The sequence below is a fragment of the Undibacterium sp. TJN19 genome, from assembly GCF_049339485.1.
Taxonomy (GTDB): domain Bacteria; phylum Pseudomonadota; class Gammaproteobacteria; order Burkholderiales; family Burkholderiaceae_D; genus Undibacterium.
Window position 1 is genome coordinate 265,693 of record NZ_JBMPPL010000005.1, and the last position, 26,400, is coordinate 292,092.

Sequence of the window (26,400 nt, forward strand, 5' to 3'; positions counted from 1 at the left end):
CGCTTGCTGCTGGCAGAGCGGGCAAGGGAGAATTAAAGTGCAATCACTCCCACCCGATTTGAAAGGAAATATCATGAAACTCTCAGCCGACATGGATGCCGTTGTAATCGCCACCATTGCCCTGGTCATGCTCAGCAGTATCCTGCACAACCTGATTGCTTAAGAAGACAAGTTAAAAAGCCCGCTTAAGATTTTTTTGATTTTTTACCTCATGAAAGCAAATGATGCTGACACTGATGATCTGGCTGCTGTTGTTTATACTGTGCTGGCCGCTGGCCTTGATGGCGTTGGTGCTGTACCCGATAATCTGGTTACTGTTGCTGCCGTTTCGCCTGTTGGGAATTGCCGTTGAAGGCGTATTTGAATTGTTACGTGCCATCTTTCTGCTGCCAGCACGTGTTTTTGGGATGCGCCCCTGATTTGCAGTCTGATCAGAAACTAGTGGGCATTGTTGAATAGTTCGTGCAGCTCTTCGAAGCGGTCTTCCACTTCATCAGCAGACAGGCCCAGGAATTGACAGGCCGCCTCACCACCCTTTTCCCACTCGGTGGAATATTCCTGACCGTGGTATTTTTGTATGCCGTATTCTGCCAGCAAGGCCAGCGCAATCAGACCCTTGACTGCATCGTCGGTATTGGGGTCATTCAGCGCTGTGTAATCATGATGTAAAAGTATCGCCAGGGAAACGCTTTCCGGCAAACCCCAGGTACGCGCCATCAATGAACCTATGCTGGTATGCGACGTATCGTGATGCTGTTGCTCTACCGCCGTAAAAGTGAGTGTGGCTTCATTACTGGCTTTTTCCAGCGTATCTGCATATTCAGGAAAGCGCTCCAGCAGTAGCGGAATGCCAATATCGCAAAACAAACCAAATGTATGCGCAAGGTCAGCAGAACAGACACGCATGCGGCGCGCCAGTTGGGTCATGGCTTGCGCCCGCTTGGTGGAAAAATCCCAGAACTTGACCAGTGATACTTTTTCTATCTGTATGCTTTGACGCGCAATGATGCCCGTCATTAAGTTGCCGCACTGGGTAATACCCAGCAGGTTGACAGCATGCTCTACCGATTTCGCTTTCAGGCGCAGGCCGAAGAAAGAAGAATTCGCCAGTTTCAGCAAAGACGCTGACATCGCCACATCATTGGCGATGATATCGGTCAGACGACGTGGGTCAGGATCAGCCACCGCCAGTTCAGCCTGAACGTCAGCCAGCAGACTGGGGCGCGGTGGGATGCGTATGGTCTTGACCAGCGCATCAACTGATTGTTCAGTCGTGAGCTTGGCTGCTGGTTGGGCGACGCGGGCGGCGGAACTTGTCATATCGATACATGGAAAAGGAAATGCGCTTGCAACCAGCATTGTAAGCGCAAATCATTGCCGGACAGAAAAACCATCGTCAATTTTTCCTTTTCTTGCATTCGTTATTTTAAGGGTATAGGTGTACCGTGATCTACCGGCACAGCTGTCACACTGTTTTTTGGCGAACCATCAATCAATTTATCAGAATAGGTCAAATACACCAGCGCGCTACGTTTTTGATCAACCATACGCACGATACGCAGTTTTTTAAACAAGATCGACAAACTCTGGTTAAAAACTTCTTCCTGCTGTTTCAACGGGCCGGTAAAACTGATGGGGCCAACCTGGCGGCAGGCAATGGATGCTTCTGCCTTGTCTTCAGCCAGACCCAGGCCGCCCGATATACCACCGGTTTTTGCCCTCGATACATAACAGGTGACGCCATTGACCTTGGGATCATCATAAGCCTCTACCACCACTTTATGATCAGGGCCGATGAGTTTGAAGGCAGTGTCCACACTACCCACGGTTTCAGCATGGGCAGCAGTATTCAATAGAACAGCTGATAGCAAAACGGCAAATAAGGCAGAAAAACGCAATTGTGATGGTTTCATGATCTCGCTCTTTCCGTGAAATTGACACATCATGGACACGATGTGTGTTTCACGGATATCAGGCTTATTGTTGTTTATTCAAGTGTTCAATGATTCATTTGTTCAGATGTGAGTGGCTTTTGCTATAGAAGAAATAAATCGCAATTGCCACTGCCATCCAGATAAAGAATACATGGTAAGTCGTTGCCGACAAGTCCTTCAGGATATACAGGCAAGCCAGAATGCTCAAGCCCGGTATGAAATACGGACCAAACGGCACACGAAAGCCCTTGCTGTCAGCACCCACGCCCTGACGGCGTATGACAGGCACTGCCACGGACACCACCATGAAGGCGACCAGCGTACCCATGCTGACCATGTCCCACAGGAAAGTCGAGTCCACCAGGCCAGCCACAATGCCTACCAGCAGACAGACGATAATGGTATTGCTGACCGGCGTGCGCGTACGCGCATGCACACGCTGGAAAGAAGAAGGAATCAGGCCATCCTTGCTGATCGCAAACAGGATGCGGCTTTGTCCATAGATAGTGACCAGAGTCACGCTGAATACCGAGATGACCGCACCGGCGGACAATATCAAGGCTGGCCATGCCTTGCCGGTGACGTTTTGCAAGATCACTGCCAGACCGGCTTCCTGGCCTTCAAACATTTTGGCTGGCTGCGCACCCACGGCTGCGACTGCCACCAGCAAGTAAAACACCGTCACCACGATCAATGCCGCCATGATACCCAGCGGCACATTGCGTTTTGGATCTTTGACTTCCGCACCTGCGGTTGCCACGGTATCGAGACCGATGAATGAGAAAAACACAGTACCAGCAGCCGCCGTGACACCCGCCATACCAGCCAGTCCCTTGCTATTGTCGGTGTTGAAAAACGGTGTAAAGTGTTCGGCATTAAAACCGGAAAACGCCACGATGGCAAAGAAGGTCAGGATGATCAGCTTGATGATGACCATCACCGCATTGACGGTTGCCGATTCTTTGGCGCCACGCAATAACAGGATGCAGCAAATCGCCACCAATACCATGGGTGGCAAGTTGAACTGGGTGAAATGAAATTCGACACCATTCGTGCCCGCAACGATCATGGGGGAACGCAACATTTCAGGGATTTGCCAGCCCAGTGCATTCGTCAGAAAATTGTTCAGATAGGCTGACCAGCCTATCGCCGTGGCACTGGCAGCCAGGCCATATTCCAGTAGCAGGCAGGCAGCGACAATAAATGCACCAAACTCACCCACAGTCGCATAGGCATAAGAATAAGACGAACCTGATGCTGGGATCCGGGACGATAATTCCGAATAGCAAAGCGCCGTCAACCCGGCGGTGATCGCGGCAATCAGAAATGACAAAATCACTGAAGGCCCGGCCTTGGGTACGGCTTCCACCATGGTAAAGAAAATACCTGTACCGATAGTCGAACCCACGCCTATCATGGTCAGTGCAAACAAACCCAGCGAGCGGTGCAGTGCATGCCCCTGGTCATCGGTCACCTGTTCGTTGAGGTCTATGGGCTTGGTGCGGGTCAACTGCTGGCCCAGAGTGTCTTGTCTCAAGATAGTCCCTTCTTCTTATACCTGTTGAGTAATGTGCGTCATTCCAGTTTTGGCGGCAGTCCATTTTGTAGCTGCAACCAGTGGCGCCTGCCCTGAAAATCGCCATGATATCTGCAAATTTGTGTGGTTTGATGCCAGTTCACTTATTTTTCCTGACTTTAATTACAAGATTTGCCCCGCTACAGAACGGTGATACAATGCCGCCCCATGCCTGCCTATAGAATTTCCCTGTCGTGTTTTCGCCACCTTGCGCGCGCCGTACTGATGATGTATGTGCTGACGCTGGGCGTTGCGATGGCATCGTCTTTGGTGAAATCCGATGGCATGGGCCTGATCTGTACCAGCACTGGTTATAAATTCATTAATCAGAATGGTGATATCAGTGACAAGGATGGCAAGGGAATCAACCAGGGCAAAAGCCATTTGCTCGATTGCTCCTTATGCGTGGCAACCGGCCTTCCCGCAAGCATGCCGCAACTCGATGCCATCACGCCACCGCATGAACTGTCTTATGCCACCCGTTCCATTCCCGCTGCAAGACTGGCTTCCCTGGTCGCAGCTCCCATGCCCGCCCGCGGGCCCCCAGGTATCTGAAAATACGGTTTGATACAGATCAGGGTTCATGCTGAAAGCATTGGCCTTGCATTGCCTGCACGCCCTTGTGCACACCTATTTTTAACTTGTTCATCATGTTGACTTTTCCCCTTGTGCTGCGCCAGCGCGCACTGGCGGCTGCGCTTGCCGCTGCCTTTCCATTTACGCCTTGCATTGCCATGGCAGATACCCTGGCCCTGTCTAACGATACGATTGAGGCCAATGACAAACTCGAACGCGTCATCATCAATGGTGACCGCCCTTCTTCTTTGCCTACGGAAATACCCACCACCATAGAAGGCATCAATGCCAAAACCATGGAACGCAGTATCAACGCCATCGACGCAGAAGATGCACTGAAATACCTGCCCAGCTTGCTGGTACGCAAACGCTATGTCGGTGATTACAATCACGCCGTACTGGCAACCCGCGCGTCTGGCACAGGCAATAGCGCCAGATCGATGGTGTATGCAGATGGTATATTGCTGTCGAATTTACTGGGCAACGGTGCTAGTTTTACCCCACGCTGGGGCTTGGTCACGCCGGAAGAAATAGAACGTGTCGATGTCCTGTATGGCCCTTTCTCGGCTGCTTATGCGGGCAATTCTGCCGGTGCCGTGGTGGATTATGTAACGCGCATGCCAAAGCAGTTTGAAGCACATGCCAAGATCGTCGGTTTCACAGAAAACTTTCAGCAATATGGCACGGATAAAAGCTATAGCGGCAAGCAACTGAGCGCGACACTGGGTAACAAGCAAGGCGCGTTTTCGTGGTGGCTCAATGTCAACCAGCTTGACAGCGATGGCCACCCGATTGCCTTTGCCAATAAGCTGTTGTCAAGCGGTGTGACCAGCACCGCAGGTAAAGCAGTGACCGGTGCGCTGTTAGATAAAAACCCGCAAGGACTGGACTGGTGGATACTGGGCGCGACCGGGCAATACCATACCACGCAGGATCATGCCAAGATCAAGCTGGCCTATGACATCAGCCCCACCCTGCGCGCCAGCTATACCCTTGGATATTGGCGCAATAACATGAACAGCGGCGTGGAAAGCTACCTGCGTGACAGTGCTGGCAACCCGGTGTATAGCGGCGATATCAATATCAGCGGCAAAAAATATACCCTGGCCCCGACCGACATCAGCAATAGCAAAAACCAGCTCGAACATCTGGCCCATGGCCTGAACCTGAAAAGCAATACGAATGCAGAATTTGACTGGGAAATCGCCGCCAGCCTGTATGACTATAACAAGGACATCGTACGTGCACCGACTGTTGCCATTCCCCAGGCAGACAGCGGTGGTGCAGGCCGCATCACTGATGGCGCAGGCACGGGCTGGAATACCCTGGCCCTGAAAGGCATCTGGCGACCCAATGCTGAACACACGACAGAATTTGGCTATCAGCGTGAAGCCTATCAATTGCGCACTGTGGTATCAGACACTGATGACTGGATCAACGGTGCCGCATTGAAACGCTTTTCTGCATTCCAGGGCAATACAGAATTGCAAAGCCTGTATGCGCAGGATGCCTGGCGCATCAACCCACAATGGAAAGCCATCGTCGGCGGGCGCCTTGAACAATGGCGCGCAGACCATGGTGCCATTTCCAGCGCCACCACAACGCTGGGGTTTGTCAACCGCAAGGAAAGCGACTTTTCACCCAAGGCAGCAATCGCTTACAGGGCCAATGAAGACTGGACTTATAAAGCCTCGGTCGGCAGGGCCGTGCGCATGCCTACCGTTTCAGAACTCTACCAGGGCACGATTTCCACCACGGCCATTGTCAACAATGACCCCTTGCTGAAACCAGAAAAATCCTGGACGACGGAATGGAGTGCCGAACGTGTACTTGACGAAGGCAAAGGCTTTTTGCGCACAACCGTGTTCATGGAAAGAACCAAAGATGCCCTGTATTCACAAGTCAATACCCTGGTGACACCCAACATCACGAATATCCAGAATGTCGATGAAATCCACACCAGTGGCCTGGAAATCGCCTACCAGGCCAGTGATGTGATGGCGCGTGGCCTTGATCTGGCTGCCAGCCTGACTTATGCGAATTCAAAAATCACCAGGAATGACAAGTTCCCGGCCAGTGTCGGCAAATGGCAGCCCCGCGTACCGGCATGGCGTGCCAATGTGGTCATGACCTACCACCCTGACGATAAACTCAGTACCTCTTTGGGCATACGTTATAGCGGCAAGCAATATGGCTCGCTTGATAACAGCGATACGAATGCCTTTACTTACCAGGGCTTTTCCAGCTTCGTAGTGGCCGATGTGCGCGTGCGCTACCAGATCGCCCGCCAGTGGACAGCTTCACTGGGGATAGATAATCTCAATAACAAGAAATATTGGGCCTTCCATCCATACACACAACGCAGTGTGGTAGGCGAACTGAAGTTTGATTTTTAAGCACTGTAAAGATCAGCATCAAGATCATTCCAGGTGATAAGCCTGGTTGGTCAAGTCTGGTTGCGCAAGCTTGCTGATCAGCTCTGGAAGTGCGCCTTTGCATAGGTTTCACGTTCCAGTTCCAGTATCTCTACACATAGCTGTACATCCAGGCCGGCTGGCCATGCGCCAGCGTCCTGGATGACGGCCAGCACACTTTCTGATAATGCGCGTTTCACTTCAGTCGTGCGCCCCTTCAAAATCGCCAGTTTCGCATGGACGAAGGCACGGCCATTGTCTGCGGTACCGATGGCGAAATCTTCAAAACGCAATGCACGGCTTTTGATATCCACTTCCTGAAAATGGCTAGATGCAACCAGTGCTGCATTGATTTTCAAGAGCAGTTCTTTGGCAGCTATTGGCAGATTAGCCGTATATTCCAGTGTCAGGTGAGGCATGGTTTTCCTTTAATTAATGTCAGACATTTCATTCATCAAGCCTGGTGTATTTCTATTTTATCTTTGGCGTTGATGATGCCGTACCGGCCACAGGGCATTCGTCCGCAATGGATTTTACCCATGCCGGGACTGGTGTTTTAAACAGATAATCCGGTGCGCTATCTTCTTTTTTGTTTTCATTGGGCATGCAGATAAAAGTCGCCAGCACCTTGCCGTCTTTAAGGCTTCTTAATTTATAGGTGATGGGCAGCAAACCATGGGGGTAGCCCTGTCGATAGGCAACAGCCGTATTATCGAATGCAAATTGCCATTGCCAGATAGGTGGAACATCATCAAAACGCTGGAGTAGTTTACCGTTTTTGAAAATGACCAGAGAAGTTGGCAAGGGATAAGACGTACAGCAATTTTTTGTCAGTGCCAGCCAGCCCAGCATTTGCGCATCACCCGATATTTGCGCATCCTGAAAACCTTGTTGTTCAGGCTCAGTCGTGGGCGCATGAATTTCTTTGCCTGCCTGCGTTATCGTCAAAATACGCTGATCTGCACTGATACTGACGGATTGATAATTGCCAGTATTGGCCATGCTGGCAACACTGGTCAAAACAAGGCACACAAAAAACAGGATATTACGCATGTGTATAAAGGAAGGAGTCATCTGCTTATTTACAGAATTACAGGATCATTGATTTGATTTGTTGAGCATGGGACTGTATGCACTCAGCCAGGTTCCCGGCTGATTTTGTCGCCGGATTAACTTGAAACGACGCTGCTCGCAGCGGCTTTCTTGATTTCTTCTTCCGGCTTGCAGCCACCAACGGATTCACGATCCAAGATCATGGGTTCCCAATTGGCTTCCATGATCGAATCCTTTTTCGCGACGATGTAATAGCGGGTGCAGGCAGCCACATCCAGCGTCATCAGCTTTTGAGACGGGATACGTGAGGTCGACCTGGCCAGCTGCAACAACACCGTATGCTGGCCGGGCGCAACTTGCACCGGGCCACGGGGGTAAGCAGCGTGATCAACCGCGACTATCCTTACCGGGTATTCATGGTTGGGCAAGGGACGCTCAGGGTTGCCATTTAAAAAAGACAAGGGCGCCATCTGGCTCTGGCAGCCGCCCAGCGCGGCAAGCATCGCCAGGGCAGCCATATTCAACGCAGAAACAGTAACGGCCTTACCGAAAGACATGATCGCTCTCTCATCCCAGATAAACGTATAAGTTTCATATTACAACACAAATACAGGCAAGCAAATCATTGCGCGTATCATTTGGTAACACCGCATGTCGCCATTCCTGCATTTCTCATGCATAATCAAAGCCCCGTTTTCAAGGAGTTTTCATGAGCATTACGATGATCATTTTTTTCAAGGCACTGATCGTGGTACCGATCACGCTGCTACCAATCTTGAATCCCATCGCGATAGCTCCTATCTTTCTTTCCATGACGGGGCCGATAGAGCCTTTGCTGGCCACCCGTCTGGCAAAGCGCATTGCCATTAACTGCTTCTTCCTGCTGATAGGCGCGGTGTTCATTGGTTCATATGTACTGGATTTTTTTGGTATTTCCCTGCCTATCGTGCGTGTTGCCGGCGGTATCGTGGTTGCCATGGCGGGCTGGAAACTGCTCAATGACCAGGGGCAGGACAGCTTGCGCAATTCGGTTGCGGCATCCCATGGCGGCACCTGGACCAAGGAAGAACTGCGTCGCCGCAGTTTTTACCCGTTCAGCTTTCCCCTGACGGTCGGCCCTGGCACCATTGCCGCATCCGTCACGCTGGGCACGCAAATGCCGCATAAACCGGTGGATTGGATCATTACCAGCATTGCCTCGCTGCTGGGTGTATTGCTGACCAGCCTGGTCATCTACCTGTGCTATCGCTTTGCCCGCAATATGGAAAGATTGCTTGGCGATGTCGGTGCCACTGTCTTGCTGCGTCTGTCAGCCTTTATCCTGCTGTGTATCGGTATTGAAATCGGCTGGGCCGGTATTTCTGACCTGCTTACTGATTTGAAGCTGCACTGACGTGGGCTGGCGCATGGCAGGCACACGCTTCGCCATGCGCTGCTGCAACCAGTTCATGCAAGATGCCACACTCCTGCCCCTGATGTGGCTCCTTGCAACGGGCACGAAGCTGACTTAACTGTTTTTCCAGAGCCCGCATGCTTTTCAGCCTTGCCTTGACACGGGCAATCTGCTGGTCAATCAATTGATTGATGTCGCCGCAGTCTTCCAGCGGGCTGGCAATAAACGACACCAGCCGCCTGACGTCGGCCAGGGGAATATCGAGCGCACGGCAATGGCGGATGAAAGACAATCTTTCCAGATGCGCTGCGGCATAGCTACGGTAGCCATTGTCTTCCCGCTCCGGCTCGGGCAGCAAACCCTGTTTTTCATAGAAACGTATGGTTTCTATATCCACCCCGGTGGCACTGGCCAGTTCACTGATGCGCATTTTTTGGTCCCCGGTATTCGAGAATGTATATTGAATGTATGTTGCCTATGTGGCAATTGGCTACAATAAGCCTTGTATCTGTGGATAAATATAACAGAGAAAACCGCTTGACCCTGTAGCGACTCCAGAGTCTACACTGCCTGCATATTACCCTGCGAGGCACTTATGTCTGAAAAAACTTCCTGTTGCGGCCACCAACATCATGGTCATGCTGATCAGCCCTCCGGGCATGACGGGCATACGCATAGCGAAGGAGGCAATCATGAGCATGCGCATAAGCCAGTACATGAGCACGATCATGAACACGATCACAAGCACGATCATCAGCACAATCATCAGCATGCACACACTGCTGCCAGCAAACCAGCAATCGCCCTGCCCGCCCATGCAGAAAGCCTGAAGCTGCGTATTGCCGCCATGGATTGTCCTACCGAAGAAGCCCTGATACGCAAGGCACTCGCATCCCAGGCCGGCATCCTGGCGCTGGACTTTGATTTGCTGAACCGCATACTCACCGTACATCACGAACAGGCGGATCTGGCAGAGATCCAGCGCCGTCTAAGCGGCACAGGCATGCAGGGTATTGTCATCAATGCCAATAATGATGCCAGTGACGAGGCAGGCCGGATTGACGTTGTAGCCACATCGCCAGCATGGCTTAGACATGGCCGCGTCATACTCGGTGGTGTCTGCGCCATCGCAGCCGAACTGCTTGCCTGGTATTCGGGCAATGAAACGTCGGTTCTGGTGGCTGTACTGGCGCTGACTACCATCGTCAGCAGCGGCATACCGACCCTGAAAAAGGGCTGGATAGCTTTGCGTCACTTCACTCTCAATATTCACTTGCTGATGACGGCTGCGGTTATCGGTGCCACTGCGATAGGTCAGTGGCCGGAAGCGGCCATGGTCATCTGGCTGTTTGCCATTGCCGAGCTGATAGAAGCGGCCAGCCTGACCAGGGCACGCGACATCATCAGTGGCCTGCGTACCCAGGCACCGGAAACCAGCCTGCTGCAACAGCCTGATGGCAGCTGGCTCACCGTCGATACCGGTAAGGTAGAAGTCGGCCAGCGCATACAAATCCGCCCCGGTGACAGGATTTCGCTAGACGGTGTGATAGAAGCAGGCAGTTCCAGCATCAATGAAGCTGCCATCACCGGCGAAAGCATGCCGGTGGAAAAACAATCTGGTGACCTGGTCTATGCCGGCAGCCTGAACCAGACTGGCCTGCTGCAACTGCGCGTGACAGCAGCGCAGGCCTCAACCATGCTGGCTCGTATTGCCACGTCAATACAGGAAGCGCAAAGCCAGCGTGCTCCGACCCAGCGTTTTGTCGATCGTTTTGCCGCCATCTATACCCCAGCTGTCTTTGCCGTTGCGGTACTGGTTGCTATCTTGCCGCCCTTGCTATGGCAGCATGGCTGGCATGACAGCCTCTACCGCGCCCTGGTCCTGCTGGTCATTGCCTGCCCTTGCGCACTGGTGATATCGACACCTGTCACCATCGTCAGTGGCCTGGCCGCAGCTGCCAGACGTGGTATCGTCGTCAAAGGTGGCGTCTACCTGGAACAAGGCCATGCCCTGAAAATCATTGCACTGGACAAAACCGGCACATTAACTGAAGGCAAGCCGCAACTGACGAGCATCGTCAGCCTGTCTGATAAATTAGAAGAAGACATCCTGCAACTGGCTGCCAGCCTGGATGCGCATTCCAGCCACCCGCTGGCGCTGGCCTTGCTGAACGCCTGCAAACGCCCATTGCTTGCCACCGACGATGTCAGTCTGTTCGAGCTGGAACGTGGACGCGGCATGACTGGCAAGATCGCGGGACAAAGCTATCAGCTAGGTAACCGCGCCATGCTGACGGTGATACAGGCTTCAGGCGCAGACAACCAGGGCATGGAAGCCCATCTGCAAAGATTGGAAGCTGCTGCTAACACCGTGCTTTTCCTGTGCGAAAACGGGCGCTTGCTGGGTTTATTGGCCATGGCTGACAAAGTGCGCAAAGACAGCCAGGCTGCGGTGGCAAAATTGCAGGGCATGGGCATCAAAACCGTCATGCTGACGGGAGACAACCCGCAAACCGCCAGTGCTGTTGCCGCGCAAACCGGCATCAGCGAATTTCACAGCCAGATGCTACCGACAGAAAAACTGCAAGCGATCGAGGGCTACACAGAACAGGGCATCACCGGCATGTGCGGCGACGGCATCAATGATGCACCTGCCCTAGCCCGTGCGCACATCGGCTTTGCGATGGCAGCGGGCAGCGATACGGCACTGGAAACCGCTGATGTCGCTTTCATGCAAAATGATTTACGCAAACTGGCAGAATTTGTACAAATCTCACGCCATGCATCTGCCATCCTGAAACAGAATATCGCCTTTGCGCTGCTCGTGAAATTCGTCTTTTTTGGCCTGGCATTCAGCGGCCATGCGAGTTTATGGATGGCCGTGTTTGCCGATGCAGGCACCAGTGTGCTGGTAGTATTGAATGGCTTGCGCCTGCTCAGGACGAGAGCAGGCTGAGGAAATGCTCAGGCGGTTTCTTCCAGCATCAGTGCATGCTCGACCAGTTCGGTTTCATCGCCGATACGGCTTTTCCATGCCTTGGTGAAGTAAGTCTTTTCTTTCTGCGTCGGTGCGACAAACCAGATGACCATCAACGTGCCCTTGTGGTCATGTATCTTTGCCAGCTTGGTAATGCATTCTGCATTGCCATCCATATCCGCCAGGCCTATGGCATAACCGTACACGCGACTCAGGCGCTCTATGCGGTCTGGCTCTGTTTCGCTATTGGTAGCAGAAATTTTCGGATGATCCAGATACATAATCCATTCTCCATCGGTAGGTTGAAGATTATTCTAACTTATCAGCCTGCCAAGGGCTATCGACATTTAGCGGATCACGCCTTTTGCGACAAAAGCTCACACTCTGTTGCGTTTTTCCCATTTGCACTCCTGCCTTGCCAGCACTTTTCCCACGGGGTCGACGGTTTCCAGATAAACATCAAAACCCCATAGCCTGGCCACGTGCTTGAGCATTTCACCCGTCTGCGGGTTCAATGGGCGGCGCAGATACTGGCTATGACGCAGGGTCAGCGCTCGGTCACCCTGCATGTCGACTGACCAGACCTGGATATTCGGTTCACGGTTACCCAGGTTGTATTGTCCGGCAAGCTGCTCGCGGATATAGCGGTAACCATGTTCATCATGGATGGCAGATACCAGCAATTTATCCTTGCTGTCATCATCGAGGATGGCAAAAAAATGAAAATCGCGCATGAGCTTGGGCGACAGGTATTGGGCGATAAAACTTTCATCCTTGAAATTGCGCATGGCAAATTGCAAGGTTTTTTGCCAGTCGCTGCCTGCAAAGTCAGGAAACCATTCGCGGTCTTCGGCAGTCGGGTTTTCGCAGATACGGCGTATGTCGCGCATCATTGCAAAACCCAGTGCATAGGGATTGATGCCGTTGAAATATTTGCTGCCTACCGGTGGCTGGTAGACGACATTGGTATGGCTTTGCAGGAATTCCATCATGAACCCGTCGCCGACAACGCCTTCTTCATACAACTGATGCAAGATAGTGTAATGCCAGAATGTCGCCCAGCCTTCATTCATGACCTGGGTCTGGCGTTGCGGGTAAAAATATTGCGACACCTTGCGTATGATACGCACGATTTCACGCTGCCAGGGTTCCAGCAAGGGTGAATATTTCTCTATGAAGTAAAGCAGGTTTTCTTGCGGTTCAGACGGATAGCGTTGTTCAGCCTGGTTTTCTGGCGCTTCATTCCGTCTTGGCACAGTGCGCCACAAATCATTGACCTGGGACTGTATGTATTGCTCACGGTCAGCCTGGCGCTCGCGTTCTTCTGCCAGTGAAATGCGGGCTGGCCGTTTATAGCGGTCTACCCCATAGTTTTGAAGCGCATGGCAGGAATCAATGATCAGTTCCACGGCTTCCATGCCATAACGCTGTTCGCAATCCGCCACATAATTCTTGGCAAACAGCATGTAATCAATAATCGCTTCCGCATCCGTCCAGGTGCGGAACAGGTAATTGCCCTTGAAAAAAGAGTTATGCCCATATGCAGCATGGGCAATCACCAGCGCCTGCATGGTCAGGCTGTTTTCTTCCATCAGGTAAGAAATACAGGGATTGGAATTGATGACGATTTCATAGGCCAGGCCCATCTGACCGCGCTTGTAACTCTTTTCAGTAGAAAGAAAATGTTTGCCGAAAGACCAGTGGTTATAGGACACTGGCATGCCTACCGATGCATAGGCATCCATCATTTGTTCGGCAGTGATGACTTCCAACTGGTTGGGGTAGGTATCGAGACCAAACTGTTGGGCTACCCGTCGTATTTCTTCATGCGCCTGCTCGATCAGCTCGAAAGTCCATTCGGATTGTTCGGGCAAGGCGCGCACGTGTTTTTTCCTGGGGCTGACATGGCTGGCTTCCATGGTGGACCTCATTTTGGCTGCTTCTTGAACAGTTCCCTGAAGACCGGATAAATATCGGCCGGGTTTTCTATTTTTTGCATGGCAAAGTGAGCATGGATTTCCGCCACTTTTTCATACTCCAGCCACAGGTTTTGCGGCTGGCCATCCGTGATCTCCACATAGGCATAATATTGCACCAGCGGCATGATGGTATTGATCAGCAACTGGCGACAGGTTGACGAATCATTATCCCAGTTGTCGCCATCCGAGGCCTGGGCCACATAAACATTCCAGTCACCGGCGGTATAGCGTTCACGCACAATTTGCGACAACATATTGAGTGCCGATGAAACAATGGTGCCACCTGATTCACGCGAATGAAAGAAGGCTTCTTCATCAACTTCCAACGCCGTCGTGTGATGACGAATAAAGACCACGTCTATTTTTTCGTAAGCCCTTGTCAAAAACAGATACAGCAAAATGAAAAAGCGCTTGGCCGTATCTTTCTTTTGCTCATCCATGGAACCCGACACATCAAGCAGACAAAACATCACACACTGGCTGGCAGGTTTGGGGATCTTGACACGGTTGCTGTAGCGCAGGTCAAAAGGATCAAGAAATGGGATCGCCAGCAAGCGTGTACGCAAATGATGAATCTCTTGCTTTAACTCCAGCAATTGCGGGTTTGTTGAGTCAGTGCCGGCATCAAGCAAGACCGTCATTTCTGCCTCGGCTTCCTTAAGGCGGCGCGCTGATTTCCCGCCGACGGCAATGCGCCTGCCCATGGCACCGCGCAAAGAACGCAGCACATGCAAACTCGATGCCGTGCCAGAAGTTTTATAACCAGCCCGCTGACTTTTGAAATCCGTAGTTGAAGTCAGTTGCGTCTTGACCATGTTGGGCAATTCCAGATCTTCGAAGAAATAATTCATGAATTCTTCGCGCGACAGCTGGAAGACAAAATCATCTTCTGCCGGGTCTTCGCTATTGCCACCCTGCCCTTTGCCCGAACCACCGCTGCCCCCTTTGGGCCTGGTGATCTGATCACCGCGCTGATATTGGTCATTCCCCGGCTGTACGCCTTCCCACACACCGCCGCGGGCATGGCCAAAGGTAGGTTCATTGACATCCTTGACGGGGATGGAAATTTTTTCGCCGCTTTCAATATCGGTGATGGAACGCCCTTTTACTGCCCGTGCGACAGCCTCCTTGATCTGTCCTTTATAGCGGCGCAAAAAGCGTTCACGATTTGGTGCAGATTTATTCTTTCCCTGGACACGCCGGTCTATCAGATGGACCAAAATGCTCTCCCGTCTGTCGCAAATTTTGCTGCTAAAATTCCTTGCTACCTGTCTTCGGTCACGAAGATTTTCTTACCCGCAAATACCATTCACACAGCAACCTGACTTGCTTGGCTGTATAACCTTTAGCCACCATGCGTTCGACAAATTCCTGATGCTTGTTGGAGTCATCTGCACTGGCCTTGGCATTGAATGAAATAACGGGCAACAACTCCTCGGTATTCGAAAACATTTTTTTCTCTATCACCGTGCGCAATTTTTCATAACTGGTCCAGGCCGGATTTTTACCCGCATTTTGCGCCCTCGCCCTCAGTACGAAATTGACTATCTCATTGCGGAAATCTTTGGGATTGGAAATGCCTGCCGGTTTCTCTATCTTTTCCAGTTCATTATTAAGTGCATCGCGGTCAAAGCTTTCACCAGTATCCGGGTCGCGGAATTCCTGATCCTGTATCCAGAAATCAGCAAAGGTGACGTAGCGGTCAAAAATATTCTGGCCATATTCGGAATAGCTTTCCAGATAGGCCGTCTGGATTTCCTTGCCTATGAATTCAGCATAGCGTTGCGCCATGTACTCCTTGATAAAGGAGACATATTTCTGCTCGACTTCGGGTGCGAACTGTTCCCGCTCTATCTGCTGTTCCAGCACATACAACAAGTGCACAGGGTTGGCCGCCACTTCGGTATTATCGAAGTTGAATACCTTCGATAAAATCTTGAAGGCGAAACGCGTCGACAGGCCATTCATACCTTCATCGACACCCGCATAATCTGCGTATTCCTGGCGCGATTTCGCTTTTGGGTCAGTGTCCTTGAGGTTTTCACCGTCATACACTTGCATCTTGCTGAAAATGCTGGAATTTTCCGGCTCTTTCAGGCGCGACAAAACCGCAAACTGCGCCATCATCTTCAGCGTACCTGGCGCGCATGGGGCAGCGGCCAGCGAAGAAGTGCGTACCAGCTTTTCATAGATTTTAATTTCATCATTGACGCGCAGGCAGTAAGGCACTTTGACGATATAAATACGGTCAAGGAAGGCTTCGTTGTTCTTGTTGTTTTTAAAGGCTTTCCATTCCGATTCATTCGAGTGGGCCAGCACAATACCTTCAAACGGAATGGCACCAAAGCCTTCGGTTCCCTTGAAATTGCCTTCTTGCGTGGCCGTCAACAAAGGATGCAAGACCTTGATGGGGGCCTTGAACATTTCGACAAATTCCATCAAGCCCTGGTTGGCCAGGCACAGACCACCGGAATAACTATAGGCATCAGGATCATCCTGCGCATATTCTTCCAGCTTGCGGATATCGACCTTCCCTACCAGGGACGAAATATCCTGGTTGTTTTCATCTCCTGGTTCAGTCTTGGAAACGGCAATCTGTTTCAACACCGATGGGTAACGACGCACCACGCGGAACTGATTGATGTCGCCATTGAATTCATGCAGGCGTTTTACGGCCCAGGGGCTGGGTATGCTTTTCAGGTAGCGGCGCGGGATGCCGAAATCTTCTTCCAGCAACGTACCATCTTCCTCTTCATTGAACAGACCCAGTGGTGATTCATTGACGGGTGAACCCTTGATGCAATAGAAGGGAATCTTCTCCATCAATGATTTCAGGCGCTCGGCTATCGATGATTTACCACCACCGACCGGCCCCAGCAGATACAGTATCTGCTTGCGTTCTTCGAGACCCTGCGCCGCATGACGGAAATAGGCGACCACCTGTTCTATCACCTCTTCCATGCCATAAAACTCACGGAAAGCAGGATAAATCTTGATAACCTTATTGGAAAATATGCGCGACAACCGCGAATCATGACGGGTATCGACCAGTTCAGGCTCGCCGATGGCGGCAAGCATGCGCTCGGAAGCGCTGGCGTACACTAGTCTGTCTTTTTTGCAGAGATCAAGATATTCCTGCATGGAATATTCTTCTTCGCGTGTCCGTTCATACCTTGCGGTGTAGTTGTCAAAGATATTCATCCTGACCTCCATGAATAAGCAGATAAAGCTGCAAATAGACGCAAACAAAACTGATGCCGCACTGGGCTGGCGATATCACAAAAATAATTGCCAGCCAGCACACTACAACTTTAGTGTAGTTGAAATTATCAAAACGTGCAGACGAAATTGTTACTCTGTGCAAAATGTTGGACTTATGCAAAAACACGATTGCCAACATCAATAAGCTGAGCAAAGTCTTACACGAATATTTTTTGCCTGCATACTTGCAACGCGCTGTCATTTATTGTCGTTGACAGCTTTTCCAAATATGACAGCAAGCACAAAATTCATTTACACAATACCTGATATCTTGAAAACGCGTGATCGATCAGCTTTGTGAAGCAGGTTCACAAAGTTTTTCAAATCAAATGAGTGGATTTTGATGGCTAAAGCACGCAGGAAAATTTACCTGCTGCAATTGACGCACTCGCACAATTTTTCTGCAATCGCGCTGATGATGAACAACATGCCGTGTTAATTCAGGCGCGCTTTGTGCGAGTTAATTCAGGCAAGTTTGAACTGAAACTCAGGAATACTTTCTTTTGCTGGCAATTCAGCCAGTAACAGTTCAAGCGCAGAGACTTCCATTGGACGGTAATAATAGTAACCCTGGAAGAAATCGCAGCCTATCTCTTTCAAAAAAATTTCCTGCGCTTCGTTTTCTACACCTTCTGCCACCGTATAACAGGACAGAATATTGGCGAGCGAAATGATGGCTTTAATGATCATTTCACTTTTTTGATTGTGGCCGATCTGCGCCACAAAGGAACGGTCAATCTTCACGCTTTGCGCCGGAAAATGACTGAGTTTGGACAACGATGAATAACCCGTACCAAAATCATCAATGGCGATGCTGTAACCACGCGCCTTCAATTCATCAAGATGGTGAATGGTCAGCGTTTCATTAGCGATCAGGCCGGTTTCGGTAATTTCAAATTCCAGATAGGCCGGTGCAATATCGTGGCGGGCACAACAATCATCGATCAGTTGCAACAGGTCAGTACGCGCAATATCGGTCGCAGACAAGTTCAGCGCGATGATCGGGCAATCCGTAAACTTGTCCAGCCAAAGCCTGATCTGGCTGCATACCTGGTCCATGACAAAATTGCTGATCAGGCGTATCAGGCCAGCACGCTCGGCAATAGGAATGAACTCTGCCGGTGGCACACTGCCCAGCGTTGGTGAATCCCAGCGCAATAAGGCTTCCAGGCCGGCGATATTGCCGTCACGCGCAACCTTGGGTTGGTACACCAGGCGGAATTCATTGAGTTTCAAGCCATTGACAATACCTACTTCAATTTCCACACTGCGGCGTATTTGCTGCGCATCTTCTTCATCAAACAGGGTCACGCTCTGGTCACTGGAACGGCGCGCCGTATCCAGCGCCACTTCGCTGCGACGTATGAGGTCATCAGGTTCTTTATCATCAGGACGAATCAGGGCAATGCCGGCAGAAAACTGCACGAGCAGGTTTTCACCATTGATTTCCAGCTCTTTAGGTAAATTATTCCTGACTTTTTCCACCAGCTTGATGATTTCACCCGGTGTGCGCGAATGTTCGACGACAAATGAAAAAACGATGCTGCGCAAGCGTGCGCAAAAACAGTTCTTGGGCAAGGCACGCGATAATTCTTCGGCAAAACGGCGTAACAGGATGTCGCCGGTATGCGCACCAAACTGCTGGTTGGCATGGCGTATGCTGTTAAGGCGAAACGATACCAGTGCAGTGACTTTGCTGTCATCGTTGTCAGCCAGTATGTCTTGCAAGTGGCTGCGCAACATATCGCGGTTAGGCAGATTGGTCAGCGCATCATGACGGCTCAGATAGTCTTCGCGTTGCAGACTCAGTTGCAAGGCATGATGCATGGAGTGCAGGCCAGATACATCACGCAGTGCCACTATGTAATGATCGGTTGAGGTTTGAGAGATATTTTCCAGCGCCACCAGTTTGCCATCGCGCGTGCGATAGGCCGACATGCGCATATTGTCCGATTCGTCGGTATTGGGGCCTTTCAGGCGTACGCTGTTATCGAGTGACAACCAGCTAAACAAGGCGCCGTCTGCGTCTGTTGCGGCGTCACGTCCCAGCAAGTCATTGGCCATCTGATTTGCCTGCAATATCTTGCCACCGGCATCGGTCAGCAACAGGGCGGTACCTGCATTTTGAAATACTTCTTCATATTGGGCATGACTGACCGTCAACGCAGCACTGGCCTGACGATAGCGCAATGCCGATACATCAAGTTCATGCAATACCCTGAACACCGCCAGTGGAACGCAGGTGTTAAAAAACAGGAACAGCAGCGACTGAATATAGGTGTTGCTGCCTGGCAGCGTGATATCAAAACCTGGCACGCTGAATAAAGGCCGGTTTGTCAACAGCAATGCAAAAGGCAGGATATTGAATACCATCAGCCCCAGTGCCAGTCTTGTGCCAAAAAAAAGGCGGGCGATGATGGGCGTGGTGTAAATGAAAATATAGCCTAATTTGGCTATTTCAAACTGATTGATCAAGCAAATGATGGCAAATGCTGACGCATAGACCGTGCCAATAAGAATAGCGGCACCAGCACGCAAATGATGGGATGAATAATACAAACCCAAAGCCAGCAAGACATAGAAAAAGCCAACCACCCACAACACCTGATAAGCACCGACCGCAATGGCGTCCAGCGAACTGTGAACCGCGACGATCGCTTCCAGCAAAAAGCCGGACATCAAAATGATACGTAGAGCGCTTAATTTCCATGCAGCATGCTCGGCAGGCGTTAATGCACTTTCATTCAGAAAAAGCCAGCGAACCATGTCATTTAATCGGAATAAGAAGCCAGTGAAACTTTCAGAGCCAGTACAAGATGTCTGTTATTACGAAGTAATTACCGGATTGACCGGAATTTTTACACGCTTTGTCTTTCCCAAACCTGGAATGACAAAGCAATAAGCAGGAAACAAATTTGTATCAGCTCTATTTGAAAAATATATCCCGAAGGAAGTTGCCATTCTCTCATAGTTTTATATCATTTCTTCGTTTATCGCAGCAATAAGAAAGCCAAAAATGAAAATTAATTTTCATTTTGCAACAAAGTTTGCAAATGATTTGCGATACGTATTTTTCAAATCAGACTTGACACTAGACGACTGGTCTAATACCATATAAACATGACGACTTCAGATGCAAAAGCCAGCCCTTATCTTGATACGCGAGAGCGCGTATTGATGACAGGTCAGCAACTAATTTCAGGACGAGGCTTTACCGCGATCGGCCTGGGTGAGTTATTGGCTGCTGCGGAAGTGCCCAAGGGTTCGTTCTATCATTATTTTCAATCCAAAGAAGGTTTTGGAGTTGCCATGCTGGACAGGTATTTTGCGACTTACCTCGCCAGTACGGCAGCCTTATTCAAACGGGATATTCCTGCCCGTGAGCAATTACTGACCTACTTCAGCAATTGGCGGCAAATCGCCGATAGCAGCGCTTGCCACGATATGTGCCTGGCCATCAAACTGGCTGCTGAAGTGGCTGATTTATCTGAGCCCATGCGCGTTGCCTTGAGCACGGGCATGCAAGGCATCACCCGGCAAATTGCCGGTGTTTTAAAAAATGCGCAGGCACAAGGCAGCCTGGCGGCAGACCGCGATACACAAGAACTGGCCGAGGCCCTGTATGGCATGTGGGTAGGTGCATCCCTGCTGACCAAGGTCAATCGCGATATACGCCCGCTGGATTTGGCATACAAGCAAACCGAATCGATTTTGAAATTGTAGTGAGCAGTATCAACAACAATGCGCAATGACAGGCAACAATATAAGCAGCAATATAGGCCGCAATTAACACCAATGAGTAGCAGTAAGCAGCAATGGTTTTGAAATAAACTTTATGCAATAAGAAATACGGACATGGGCATTGCCCATTTTTTTGAAACACAAACTAGACGACCGGTCTAATTTTAAAGGAAACAATATGCCCAAGCATTTACTCTCACCTTTGCAAACTGGTAGTGTGCATTTGAATAACCGTGTAGTAATGGCGCCCTTGACACGTTCTCGTGCTGCGCAGCCTGGCGACATCCCGCGCGCCCTGAATGTTGAATATTATGCACAACGTGCGACTGCCGGTTTGATCGTGACAGAAGCCAGCCAGATTTCACGTCAGGGTCAGGGTTATGCCTGGACGCCAGGCATCTACACCGATGAGCAGGAAGCTGGCTGGAAAACCGTGGTCGATGCAGTGCATGCCAAAGCAGGCAAGATCGCACTGCAAATCTGGCACGTTGGCCGCATTTCGCACAATCTGCTGCAAGAAAATGGCGTCGCACCTGTCGCACCTTCGGCCATCGTCGCTGAAAACGCGCAATGCTTCGTCGTGCAGCCTGATGGCACGCCAGCCAATGTACCGACGGCAGAACCACGTGCCCTGGCGCTGGAAGAAATACCCGGCATCGTCGAGCAATATCGCCAGGCGACCATCCGTGCCAAACGCGCCGGATTTGATCTCGTTGAAGTGCATGCTGCCAATGGCTACCTGCTGCAGCAATTCATGTCTACCAACAGCAACCTGCGTGATGATATCTATGGTGGCAGCCTGGAAAATCGTGCGCGCCTGACGCTTGAAGCGGTAGATGCCGCGATTGCAGAAATCGGAGCCAGCCGCGTTGGCATACGCCTGTCGCCAGGTTTTGTGGCCCACGGCATTGCTGATAGCGAAGCTGAACCCATGGCCTTGTATCTGGCTGCCGAATTGAATGAACGCGGTATTGCCTACATCCATATCGCTGAACCTGACTGGGCTGGCGGTGCTGAACTGACCCAGGCTTTCCGTCAGCAATTGCGTGCCGCCTTCAAGGGTACGATTATCTGCTGTGGTGGGTATACAGCAGCAGAAGCCGACGCACTGATCGTCAGTGGTCTGGCAGATGCGATCGCCTTTGGCCGCCCCTATATTGCCAATCCAGATCTGGTTGCACGCTTTGCCAAAGGTGCGGAATTGAACAAACCAGACCGCAATACCTTCTATGGCGGTGAAGAAAAAGGCTACACCGATTACCCTACGCTGGAAGAAGTAGAAGCTGCATCAGCCTGATGATTTTGCGTTGATGTGCATTGCAGGGCTATCCCTGTTGCGATAGCCTGCAATGCGATGAACCTGAAGTAGTATCGGAACAATGGTGCTGCAGCAGATTCAAGCCGCATCATGTACCGGATGTGATTGCCGGTGATATAAAAACTCCAGCACTTCAGTCCGGTATTGTGCATATTGGGGATTTTGTGCCAGGGCAACGCGGTCACGCGGTCTCTCCAGACCCACCGTCAAGACTTCGCCTATCGTTGCAGCAGGCCCATTGGTCAGCATGACAATGCGGTCAGATAACAATACCGCCTCATCAACATCGTGTGTGACCATCACTACGGTCGATTGAGTCTTGGCGACGATCTTCAATAATTCATCCTGCAAATGCGCACGTGTCAATGCATCAAGTGCACCAAAGGGTTCATCCATGAGCAAGACTTTCGGTTCGATGGCCAGTGCACGGGCTATGCCTACGCGTTGTTTCATGCCACCTGATATTTCGTTTGGACGCTTTTTTTCTGCATGTGTCAAACCAACCAGCGACAAAGCCTGCATGGTGCGCTTTTGCAGTTTTGTGCCATTCTCGGCAGCGCCAAATACGCGTTCAACAGCCAGGAAAACATTTTCATAACAAGTCAGCCAGGGCAACAAGGAATGATTTTGAAATACCACGCCGCGCTCTGGAGACGGGCCAGAAATTTCACGGTGCGCGCATAGCAAGGTGCCCGATGTTGCATTGGTCAGCCCGGCGATCAAATTCAGCAAGGTCGACTTGCCACAGCCGGAATGCCCGATCAGGGTAATGAACTCTCCCTTTTTGACATTCAGGTTAATATCGCGCAACGCATGGAAGCTACCCTTTTTGGTATGAAAGACCATTTCAACCTGATTGATCTCTATATATTTGCTATCGATTTCATTCATAATCATGTCCCCACATCTTCATAAGTAAAGGCACGTGCAATTGCCACGAGAATTTGCTCAAGTATCAACCCCACCATGCCGATGACGACAATAGCAATAATGATATGCGGCACGTTCAGGTTATTCCATTCATCCCAGACCCAGAAGCCGATACCGACACCGCCCGTCAACATTTCTGCGGCGACAATGACCAGCCATGCCGTACCTATGGCCAGCCTGACGCCTGTCAGCATATAGGGCAACACTGAAGGCAATAAAATGCGGGTGATTATTTTCCATTCAGACAAATTCAGTACACGCGCCACATTCATATAATCTTGCGGCACCCGTTGTACGCCGATGGCAGTATTGATAACCATGGGCCAGATAGAGCAAATAAAGATGGACCAGATCGCTGCCGGATGCGCCGACTTGAAAACCAATAAACCAATCGGCAGCCAGGCCAGCGGTGATACAGGTTTCAACAGGCTGATGATAGGGTTGAACATGCCAGATAAAAATTTGAAACGGCCGATCAGAAAACCGAGTGGGATACCCACCGCCGCAGCCAGCCCAAAGCCTACTGCAACGCGTTTCAACGATGCATAAATATTCCAGCCTATACCCTGATCATTCGGCCCTTTTTGATAGAAGGGATCCGAGAATATTTTTATGGCTTCCTGCAAGGTGACCCACGGCGAAGGAAAAGTCGTATTTTTGACAGCGATGATTTCCCAGATCAGTATCAGCAAGCCAATACCAAATAAAGGTGGCAAGACACTCAGAAAGAACGGGCGCAATGACATCATTTTTTTCTGTCCCGGCATTTTTACGTCTGCCGTTTTTTCAGCTTTTACTTCTCCCGTTATTGTCACTGTACTACCTCCCGATGTCGCAGCGTCTGCTTCCTGCATTACTCCATGTACCAAGGTATTCATGACCACTCCTTAAGCCTTGATTTTGAACGACGCTGCATAGGCAGCCGGATTTTTTCCATCCCAGACCGTGCCATCCATGAATTTGCTGCTACGCATGGGGTCTTTTGGCACGGACACTTTGGCCATCGTCGCTGCATCCTTATAGATATCGATGCGGTTGACGGCTTTGGCCACCGCCAGGTAATCGGGGTCAGCCTTGAGCAAACCCCAACGTTTATGCTGGGTCAGGAACCACATGCCATCTGACAGATACGGGAAATTCACCGCGCCATCATTGAAAAATTTCATATAGTTGGGGTCATCCCAGGTCTTGCCCAGGCCATTTTGATAGCGCCCCAAAATACGCTGGTTAATTACATCAACAGAGGTATTCACATAAGATTTATCAGCGATGGTTTCCGCCATTTTTGTCTTGTTGGACAAGGATGCATCTATCCAGCGACTGGCATCCAGAATAGCTGCCACCACGGCACGCGCCGTGTTCGGGTATTTCTGTGCAAATTCTGCAGTGGTACCCAGCACTTTTTCTGGATGGTCTTTCCAGATGTCTTGCGTGGTTGCGGCGGTGATGCCTATGCCATCAGCAATCGCACGGTGGTTCCATGGTTCACCCACACAATAGCCATCCATATTGCCAACGCGCATATTCGCCACCATTTGCGGCGGTGGTACGGTGATCACCTTGGCATCTTTCATGGGGTTGATGCCGTGCGCAGCGAGCCAGTAATACAACCACATCGCATGGGTACCGGTCGGAAAAGTCTGGGCAAATGTGTATTCGCGCTTGTCGGTCTGCATCAGCTTTGCCAGACCTGCACCATCGACTGCCCCCTTGTCGGCCAGCTTTTTAGACAAGGTAATTGCTTGGCCGTTGTTGTTGAGTGTCATTAAAACGGCCATGTCTTTTTTATTGCCACCGACACCCAGTTGCACACCATAAATCAGGCCGTACAACACATGAGCAGCATCGAGCTCACCATTGACCAGCTTGTCGCGCACACTGGCCCAAGATGATTCTTTGGAAGGAATAATCTTGATGCCGTATTTTTTATCAAAGCCCAGCACCGACGCCATCACCACTGACGCACAATCAGTCAGCGGAATAAAGCCAATATGGACTTCTTCTTTTTCTGGCTTGTCTGATCCAGCTGCCCAGACCCCACCTGTATTCAACCCCATGATGCCTGCCCCCGTTGCCACTGCGGCACTTTGCAAGAAACTACGACGTTTGAAATTCGGTTCATGATCTTCCTGCGCATTGACAAGGTTAGCTAGCTTGGTAGATGGTTCCTGATTCGTCATGTCTGCACTCCAGCTTAGGTATTAACTTCTGCAATGAAAAAAGGCGTCATCCCACGCCGGAAAACCGTGTGGAAAGACACCTTTGTCTGGTGAGGTGACCGCCGTTAGTCAGGCTCACTTTTTCTTACGTACCAGCTTTGGTACTTTCTTTTAGCCTAGCAATTGCCGTGCCATATCATTTCGCGCGCGCATGGTCAGGTAAGAAGCACGATAAAAAAGAAAACGGCGATGTTTTTCGCACCGCAATGACGCGGCGCACCAATTACACGCACAAGTCTGGGCTTAAGCCCCCAGCAAATCCGCGACGTCCAGTATGCGTTGCGCCAGATCTACCAGTTTCAGATTTTTTTCCATCGCCTGCCTGCGCATTCTTTGGTAAGCCTCATTTTCTGACAAGTGATGACGCTCCATTAACAAACCTTTGGCGCGCTCTATGGTTTTGCGTTCTTGCAACTTGGCCCTGGTATCCGATAATTCTGTGCGCAGTTTCTGATCAGCATTGAAACGGGCCATGGCAACATCGAGCACTGGCTTGATACGTTCAGACTGCAACCCAGCCACAACATAGGCCGAAACACCGGCTTCCATGGCAGCCACCATATGTGACTGGTTACCATCTTCCGTGAACAAAACGATGGGGCGTGGCGCATCACGTGTCAACAAAACCATGTGTTCGAGTACATCGCGGGAATCAGATTCGGCGTCAATAATGATCATGTCGGGCTGCATCTGTGCTATGCGCTCACTCATGTACAGATCACCCGGAATCACGGCGATGATGTTATAACCTGCCTGCAGCAAGCCTATGCGCAAGGCGCGTGAACGTGCCAGTTGCGCCTGAGCATGCTCTTGCAATTCGTCTTCAGTCTGGATAACCGTATTCACCACCACAATCCGCAGGCTTTGTGATGGTGGTCTTATCGCATTATCACTATTCGGTTTGCTGCGCATTTGTGGGCAAGGCCAGATATAATCTCGTTATGCGAACTGTAGCAAGATTCGCACCAATCCAGTTTTTCTGGATGAAGGCAAACTATTTGTTATCGGCTTGCTATTTTCAAGCGATAC

23 protein-coding genes are annotated in these 26,400 nt (G+C 50.7%); 7 read left to right on the top strand and 16 right to left on the bottom strand.

What is annotated here, in order from left to right; translation table 11 throughout:
- The first annotated feature begins 224 nt into the window (after nt 1–224).
- On the top strand, nt 225–419 hold the full coding sequence (locus ACO0LH_RS16300; RefSeq protein WP_422942171.1) for a hypothetical protein: 195 nt from the start codon (nt 225–227) through the stop codon (nt 417–419).
- A gap of 19 nt (nt 420–438) precedes the next feature.
- Here the strand turns inward: ACO0LH_RS16300 and ACO0LH_RS16305 are convergent, their stop codons facing one another.
- The 3 genes from ACO0LH_RS16305 to ACO0LH_RS16315 all read right to left on the bottom strand — a co-directional run bounded on the left by ACO0LH_RS16305 (nt 439) and on the right by ACO0LH_RS16315 (nt 3,471).
- A complete protein-coding gene (locus ACO0LH_RS16305; protein ID WP_422942172.1) occupies nt 439–1,320 on the bottom strand; it encodes an HDOD domain-containing protein in 882 nt (293 codons plus the stop codon).
- 101 nt (nt 1,321–1,421) lie between these two features.
- On the bottom strand, nt 1,422–1,913 hold the full coding sequence (locus ACO0LH_RS16310; protein WP_422942173.1) for a CreA family protein: 492 nt from the start codon (nt 1,911–1,913) through the stop codon (nt 1,422–1,424).
- A 94-nt stretch (nt 1,914–2,007) separates the two neighbouring features.
- The gene (locus ACO0LH_RS16315) at nt 2,008–3,471 is read right to left on the bottom strand and encodes an APC family permease (RefSeq protein WP_422942174.1); all 1,464 of its coding nucleotides are present in this window, start codon (nt 3,469–3,471) and stop codon (nt 2,008–2,010) included.
- Between the two features lie 207 nt (nt 3,472–3,678).
- Between ACO0LH_RS16315 and ACO0LH_RS16320 the strand changes: the two genes are divergently transcribed.
- Both ACO0LH_RS16320 and ACO0LH_RS16325 read left to right on the top strand, forming a co-directional pair.
- Entirely contained in the window at nt 3,679–4,065 is a 387-nt protein-coding gene (locus ACO0LH_RS16320; RefSeq protein WP_422942175.1) for a DUF2946 family protein, read from the top strand.
- Nucleotides 4,066–4,160: 95 nt separating this feature from the next.
- A complete protein-coding gene (locus ACO0LH_RS16325) occupies nt 4,161–6,482 on the top strand; it encodes a TonB-dependent receptor (protein ID WP_422942176.1) in 2,322 nt (773 codons plus the stop codon).
- A 77-nt stretch (nt 6,483–6,559) separates the two neighbouring features.
- On the opposite strand, the gene ACO0LH_RS16330 is transcribed toward ACO0LH_RS16325, so the two are convergent.
- From ACO0LH_RS16330 to ACO0LH_RS16340, 3 genes are all read right to left on the bottom strand, one after another.
- Nucleotides 6,560–6,919 carry a 5-carboxymethyl-2-hydroxymuconate Delta-isomerase gene (locus ACO0LH_RS16330; RefSeq protein ID WP_422942177.1) on the bottom strand — a complete coding sequence of 120 codons (360 nt, stop codon included), beginning with the start codon at nt 6,917–6,919 and terminating at the stop codon, nt 6,560–6,562.
- A gap of 52 nt (nt 6,920–6,971) precedes the next feature.
- Nucleotides 6,972–7,553, bottom strand: a complete 582-nt coding sequence (locus tag ACO0LH_RS16335; protein WP_422942178.1) for a hypothetical protein — start codon at nt 7,551–7,553, stop codon at nt 6,972–6,974.
- A gap of 116 nt (nt 7,554–7,669) precedes the next feature.
- On the bottom strand, nt 7,670–8,110 hold the full coding sequence (locus tag ACO0LH_RS16340) for a hypothetical protein (protein WP_422942179.1): 441 nt from the start codon (nt 8,108–8,110) through the stop codon (nt 7,670–7,672).
- Nucleotides 8,111–8,262: 152 nt separating this feature from the next.
- Between ACO0LH_RS16340 and ACO0LH_RS16345 the strand changes: the two genes are divergently transcribed.
- The gene (locus ACO0LH_RS16345; RefSeq protein WP_422942180.1) at nt 8,263–8,946 is read left to right on the top strand and encodes a MarC family protein; all 684 of its coding nucleotides are present in this window, start codon (nt 8,263–8,265) and stop codon (nt 8,944–8,946) included.
- Here the strand turns inward: ACO0LH_RS16345 and cadR are convergent.
- A complete protein-coding gene (gene cadR / locus ACO0LH_RS16350) occupies nt 8,924–9,376 on the bottom strand; it encodes a Cd(II)/Pb(II)-responsive transcriptional regulator (protein WP_422942181.1) in 453 nt (150 codons plus the stop codon). The two genes, ACO0LH_RS16345 and cadR, sit on opposite strands and share 23 nt — an antisense overlap.
- 165 nt (nt 9,377–9,541) lie before the next feature.
- Between cadR and ACO0LH_RS16355 the strand changes: the two genes are divergently transcribed.
- Nucleotides 9,542–11,902, top strand: coding sequence for a heavy metal translocating P-type ATPase (locus tag ACO0LH_RS16355; protein WP_422942182.1), 2,361 nt, complete (start codon nt 9,542–9,544; stop codon nt 11,900–11,902).
- Nucleotides 11,903–11,910: 8 nt separating this feature from the next.
- On the opposite strand, the gene ACO0LH_RS16360 is transcribed toward ACO0LH_RS16355, so the two are convergent.
- The 5 genes from ACO0LH_RS16360 to ACO0LH_RS16380 all read right to left on the bottom strand — a co-directional run bounded on the left by ACO0LH_RS16360 (nt 11,911) and on the right by ACO0LH_RS16380 (nt 19,929).
- On the bottom strand, nt 11,911–12,204 hold the full coding sequence (locus ACO0LH_RS16360; RefSeq protein ID WP_422942183.1) for a hypothetical protein: 294 nt from the start codon (nt 12,202–12,204) through the stop codon (nt 11,911–11,913).
- A 96-nt stretch (nt 12,205–12,300) separates the two neighbouring features.
- Nucleotides 12,301–13,854, bottom strand: coding sequence for a SpoVR family protein (locus ACO0LH_RS16365; RefSeq protein WP_422942184.1), 1,554 nt, complete (start codon nt 13,852–13,854; stop codon nt 12,301–12,303).
- The gene (locus ACO0LH_RS16370) at nt 13,851–15,122 is read right to left on the bottom strand and encodes a YeaH/YhbH family protein (protein WP_422942185.1); all 1,272 of its coding nucleotides are present in this window, start codon (nt 15,120–15,122) and stop codon (nt 13,851–13,853) included. Before ACO0LH_RS16370 ends, ACO0LH_RS16365 begins: the two co-directional genes overlap by 4 nt.
- 58 nt (nt 15,123–15,180) lie before the next feature.
- Entirely contained in the window at nt 15,181–17,103 is a 1,923-nt protein-coding gene (locus tag ACO0LH_RS16375; protein WP_422942186.1) for a PrkA family serine protein kinase, read from the bottom strand.
- A gap of 525 nt (nt 17,104–17,628) precedes the next feature.
- Nucleotides 17,629–19,929, bottom strand: coding sequence for a putative bifunctional diguanylate cyclase/phosphodiesterase (locus ACO0LH_RS16380; protein ID WP_422942187.1), 2,301 nt, complete (start codon nt 19,927–19,929; stop codon nt 17,629–17,631).
- Nucleotides 19,930–20,283: 354 nt separating this feature from the next.
- Between ACO0LH_RS16380 and ACO0LH_RS16385 the strand changes: the two genes are divergently transcribed.
- Together ACO0LH_RS16385 and ACO0LH_RS16390 are read left to right on the top strand one after the other, a co-directional pair.
- Entirely contained in the window at nt 20,284–20,886 is a 603-nt protein-coding gene (locus ACO0LH_RS16385; protein WP_422942188.1) for a TetR/AcrR family transcriptional regulator, read from the top strand.
- 196 nt (nt 20,887–21,082) lie between these two features.
- On the top strand, nt 21,083–22,201 hold the full coding sequence (locus tag ACO0LH_RS16390; RefSeq protein ID WP_422942189.1) for an alkene reductase: 1,119 nt from the start codon (nt 21,083–21,085) through the stop codon (nt 22,199–22,201).
- Nucleotides 22,202–22,300: 99 nt separating this feature from the next.
- On the opposite strand, the gene ACO0LH_RS16395 is transcribed toward ACO0LH_RS16390, so the two are convergent.
- The 4 genes from ACO0LH_RS16395 to ACO0LH_RS16410 all read right to left on the bottom strand — a co-directional run bounded on the left by ACO0LH_RS16395 (nt 22,301) and on the right by ACO0LH_RS16410 (nt 26,283).
- Nucleotides 22,301–23,113, bottom strand: coding sequence for an ABC transporter ATP-binding protein (locus ACO0LH_RS16395; RefSeq protein WP_422942190.1), 813 nt, complete (start codon nt 23,111–23,113; stop codon nt 22,301–22,303).
- Nucleotides 23,114–23,115: 2 nt separating this feature from the next.
- Nucleotides 23,116–23,919 (bottom strand): nitrate ABC transporter permease, encoded by an 804-nt coding sequence (gene ntrB / locus ACO0LH_RS16400; RefSeq protein ID WP_422942254.1) that lies wholly within the window; start codon nt 23,917–23,919, stop codon nt 23,116–23,118.
- Nucleotides 23,920–24,039: 120 nt separating this feature from the next.
- Nucleotides 24,040–25,209 (bottom strand): CmpA/NrtA family ABC transporter substrate-binding protein, encoded by a 1,170-nt coding sequence (locus tag ACO0LH_RS16405; RefSeq protein ID WP_422942255.1) that lies wholly within the window; start codon nt 25,207–25,209, stop codon nt 24,040–24,042.
- 405 nt (nt 25,210–25,614) lie between these two features.
- On the bottom strand, nt 25,615–26,283 hold the full coding sequence (locus ACO0LH_RS16410; protein ID WP_422942191.1) for an ANTAR domain-containing response regulator: 669 nt from the start codon (nt 26,281–26,283) through the stop codon (nt 25,615–25,617).
- Nucleotides 26,284–26,400: the final 117 nt, after the last annotated feature.

What these genes read in the sequence shown, in the direction of transcription:
- ACO0LH_RS16300 (WP_422942171.1), top strand. Translation starts at nt 225, where the DNA reads ATGCTGACACTGATGATCTGGCTGCTGTTGTTTATACTGTGCTGGCCG.
- ACO0LH_RS16305 (WP_422942172.1), bottom strand. Translation starts at nt 1,320, where the DNA reads ATGACAAGTTCCGCCGCCCGCGTCGCCCAACCAGCAGCCAAGCTCACG.
- ACO0LH_RS16310 (WP_422942173.1), bottom strand. Translation starts at nt 1,913, where the DNA reads ATGAAACCATCACAATTGCGTTTTTCTGCCTTATTTGCCGTTTTGCTA.
- ACO0LH_RS16320 (WP_422942175.1), top strand. Translation starts at nt 3,679, where the DNA reads ATGCCTGCCTATAGAATTTCCCTGTCGTGTTTTCGCCACCTTGCGCGC.
- ACO0LH_RS16325 (WP_422942176.1), top strand. Translation starts at nt 4,161, where the DNA reads ATGTTGACTTTTCCCCTTGTGCTGCGCCAGCGCGCACTGGCGGCTGCG.
- ACO0LH_RS16330 (WP_422942177.1), bottom strand. Translation starts at nt 6,919, where the DNA reads ATGCCTCACCTGACACTGGAATATACGGCTAATCTGCCAATAGCTGCC.
- ACO0LH_RS16335 (WP_422942178.1), bottom strand. Translation starts at nt 7,553, where the DNA reads ATGCGTAATATCCTGTTTTTTGTGTGCCTTGTTTTGACCAGTGTTGCC.
- ACO0LH_RS16340 (WP_422942179.1), bottom strand. Translation starts at nt 8,110, where the DNA reads ATGTCTTTCGGTAAGGCCGTTACTGTTTCTGCGTTGAATATGGCTGCC.
- ACO0LH_RS16345 (WP_422942180.1), top strand. Translation starts at nt 8,263, where the DNA reads ATGAGCATTACGATGATCATTTTTTTCAAGGCACTGATCGTGGTACCG.
- cadR (WP_422942181.1), bottom strand. Translation starts at nt 9,376, where the DNA reads ATGCGCATCAGTGAACTGGCCAGTGCCACCGGGGTGGATATAGAAACC.
- ACO0LH_RS16355 (WP_422942182.1), top strand. Translation starts at nt 9,542, where the DNA reads ATGTCTGAAAAAACTTCCTGTTGCGGCCACCAACATCATGGTCATGCT.
- ACO0LH_RS16360 (WP_422942183.1), bottom strand. Translation starts at nt 12,204, where the DNA reads ATGTATCTGGATCATCCGAAAATTTCTGCTACCAATAGCGAAACAGAG.
- ACO0LH_RS16365 (WP_422942184.1), bottom strand. Translation starts at nt 13,854, where the DNA reads ATGAGGTCCACCATGGAAGCCAGCCATGTCAGCCCCAGGAAAAAACAC.
- ACO0LH_RS16375 (WP_422942186.1), bottom strand. Translation starts at nt 17,103, where the DNA reads ATGAATATCTTTGACAACTACACCGCAAGGTATGAACGGACACGCGAA.
- ACO0LH_RS16380 (WP_422942187.1), bottom strand. Translation starts at nt 19,929, where the DNA reads ATGGTTCGCTGGCTTTTTCTGAATGAAAGTGCATTAACGCCTGCCGAG.
- ACO0LH_RS16385 (WP_422942188.1), top strand. Translation starts at nt 20,284, where the DNA reads ATGACGACTTCAGATGCAAAAGCCAGCCCTTATCTTGATACGCGAGAG.
- ACO0LH_RS16390 (WP_422942189.1), top strand. Translation starts at nt 21,083, where the DNA reads ATGCCCAAGCATTTACTCTCACCTTTGCAAACTGGTAGTGTGCATTTG.
- ACO0LH_RS16395 (WP_422942190.1), bottom strand. Translation starts at nt 23,113, where the DNA reads ATGAATGAAATCGATAGCAAATATATAGAGATCAATCAGGTTGAAATG.
- ntrB (WP_422942254.1), bottom strand. Translation starts at nt 23,919, where the DNA reads ATGCCGGGACAGAAAAAAATGATGTCATTGCGCCCGTTCTTTCTGAGT.
- ACO0LH_RS16405 (WP_422942255.1), bottom strand. Translation starts at nt 25,209, where the DNA reads ATGGGGTTGAATACAGGTGGGGTCTGGGCAGCTGGATCAGACAAGCCA.
- ACO0LH_RS16410 (WP_422942191.1), bottom strand. Translation starts at nt 26,283, where the DNA reads ATGCGCAGCAAACCGAATAGTGATAATGCGATAAGACCACCATCACAA.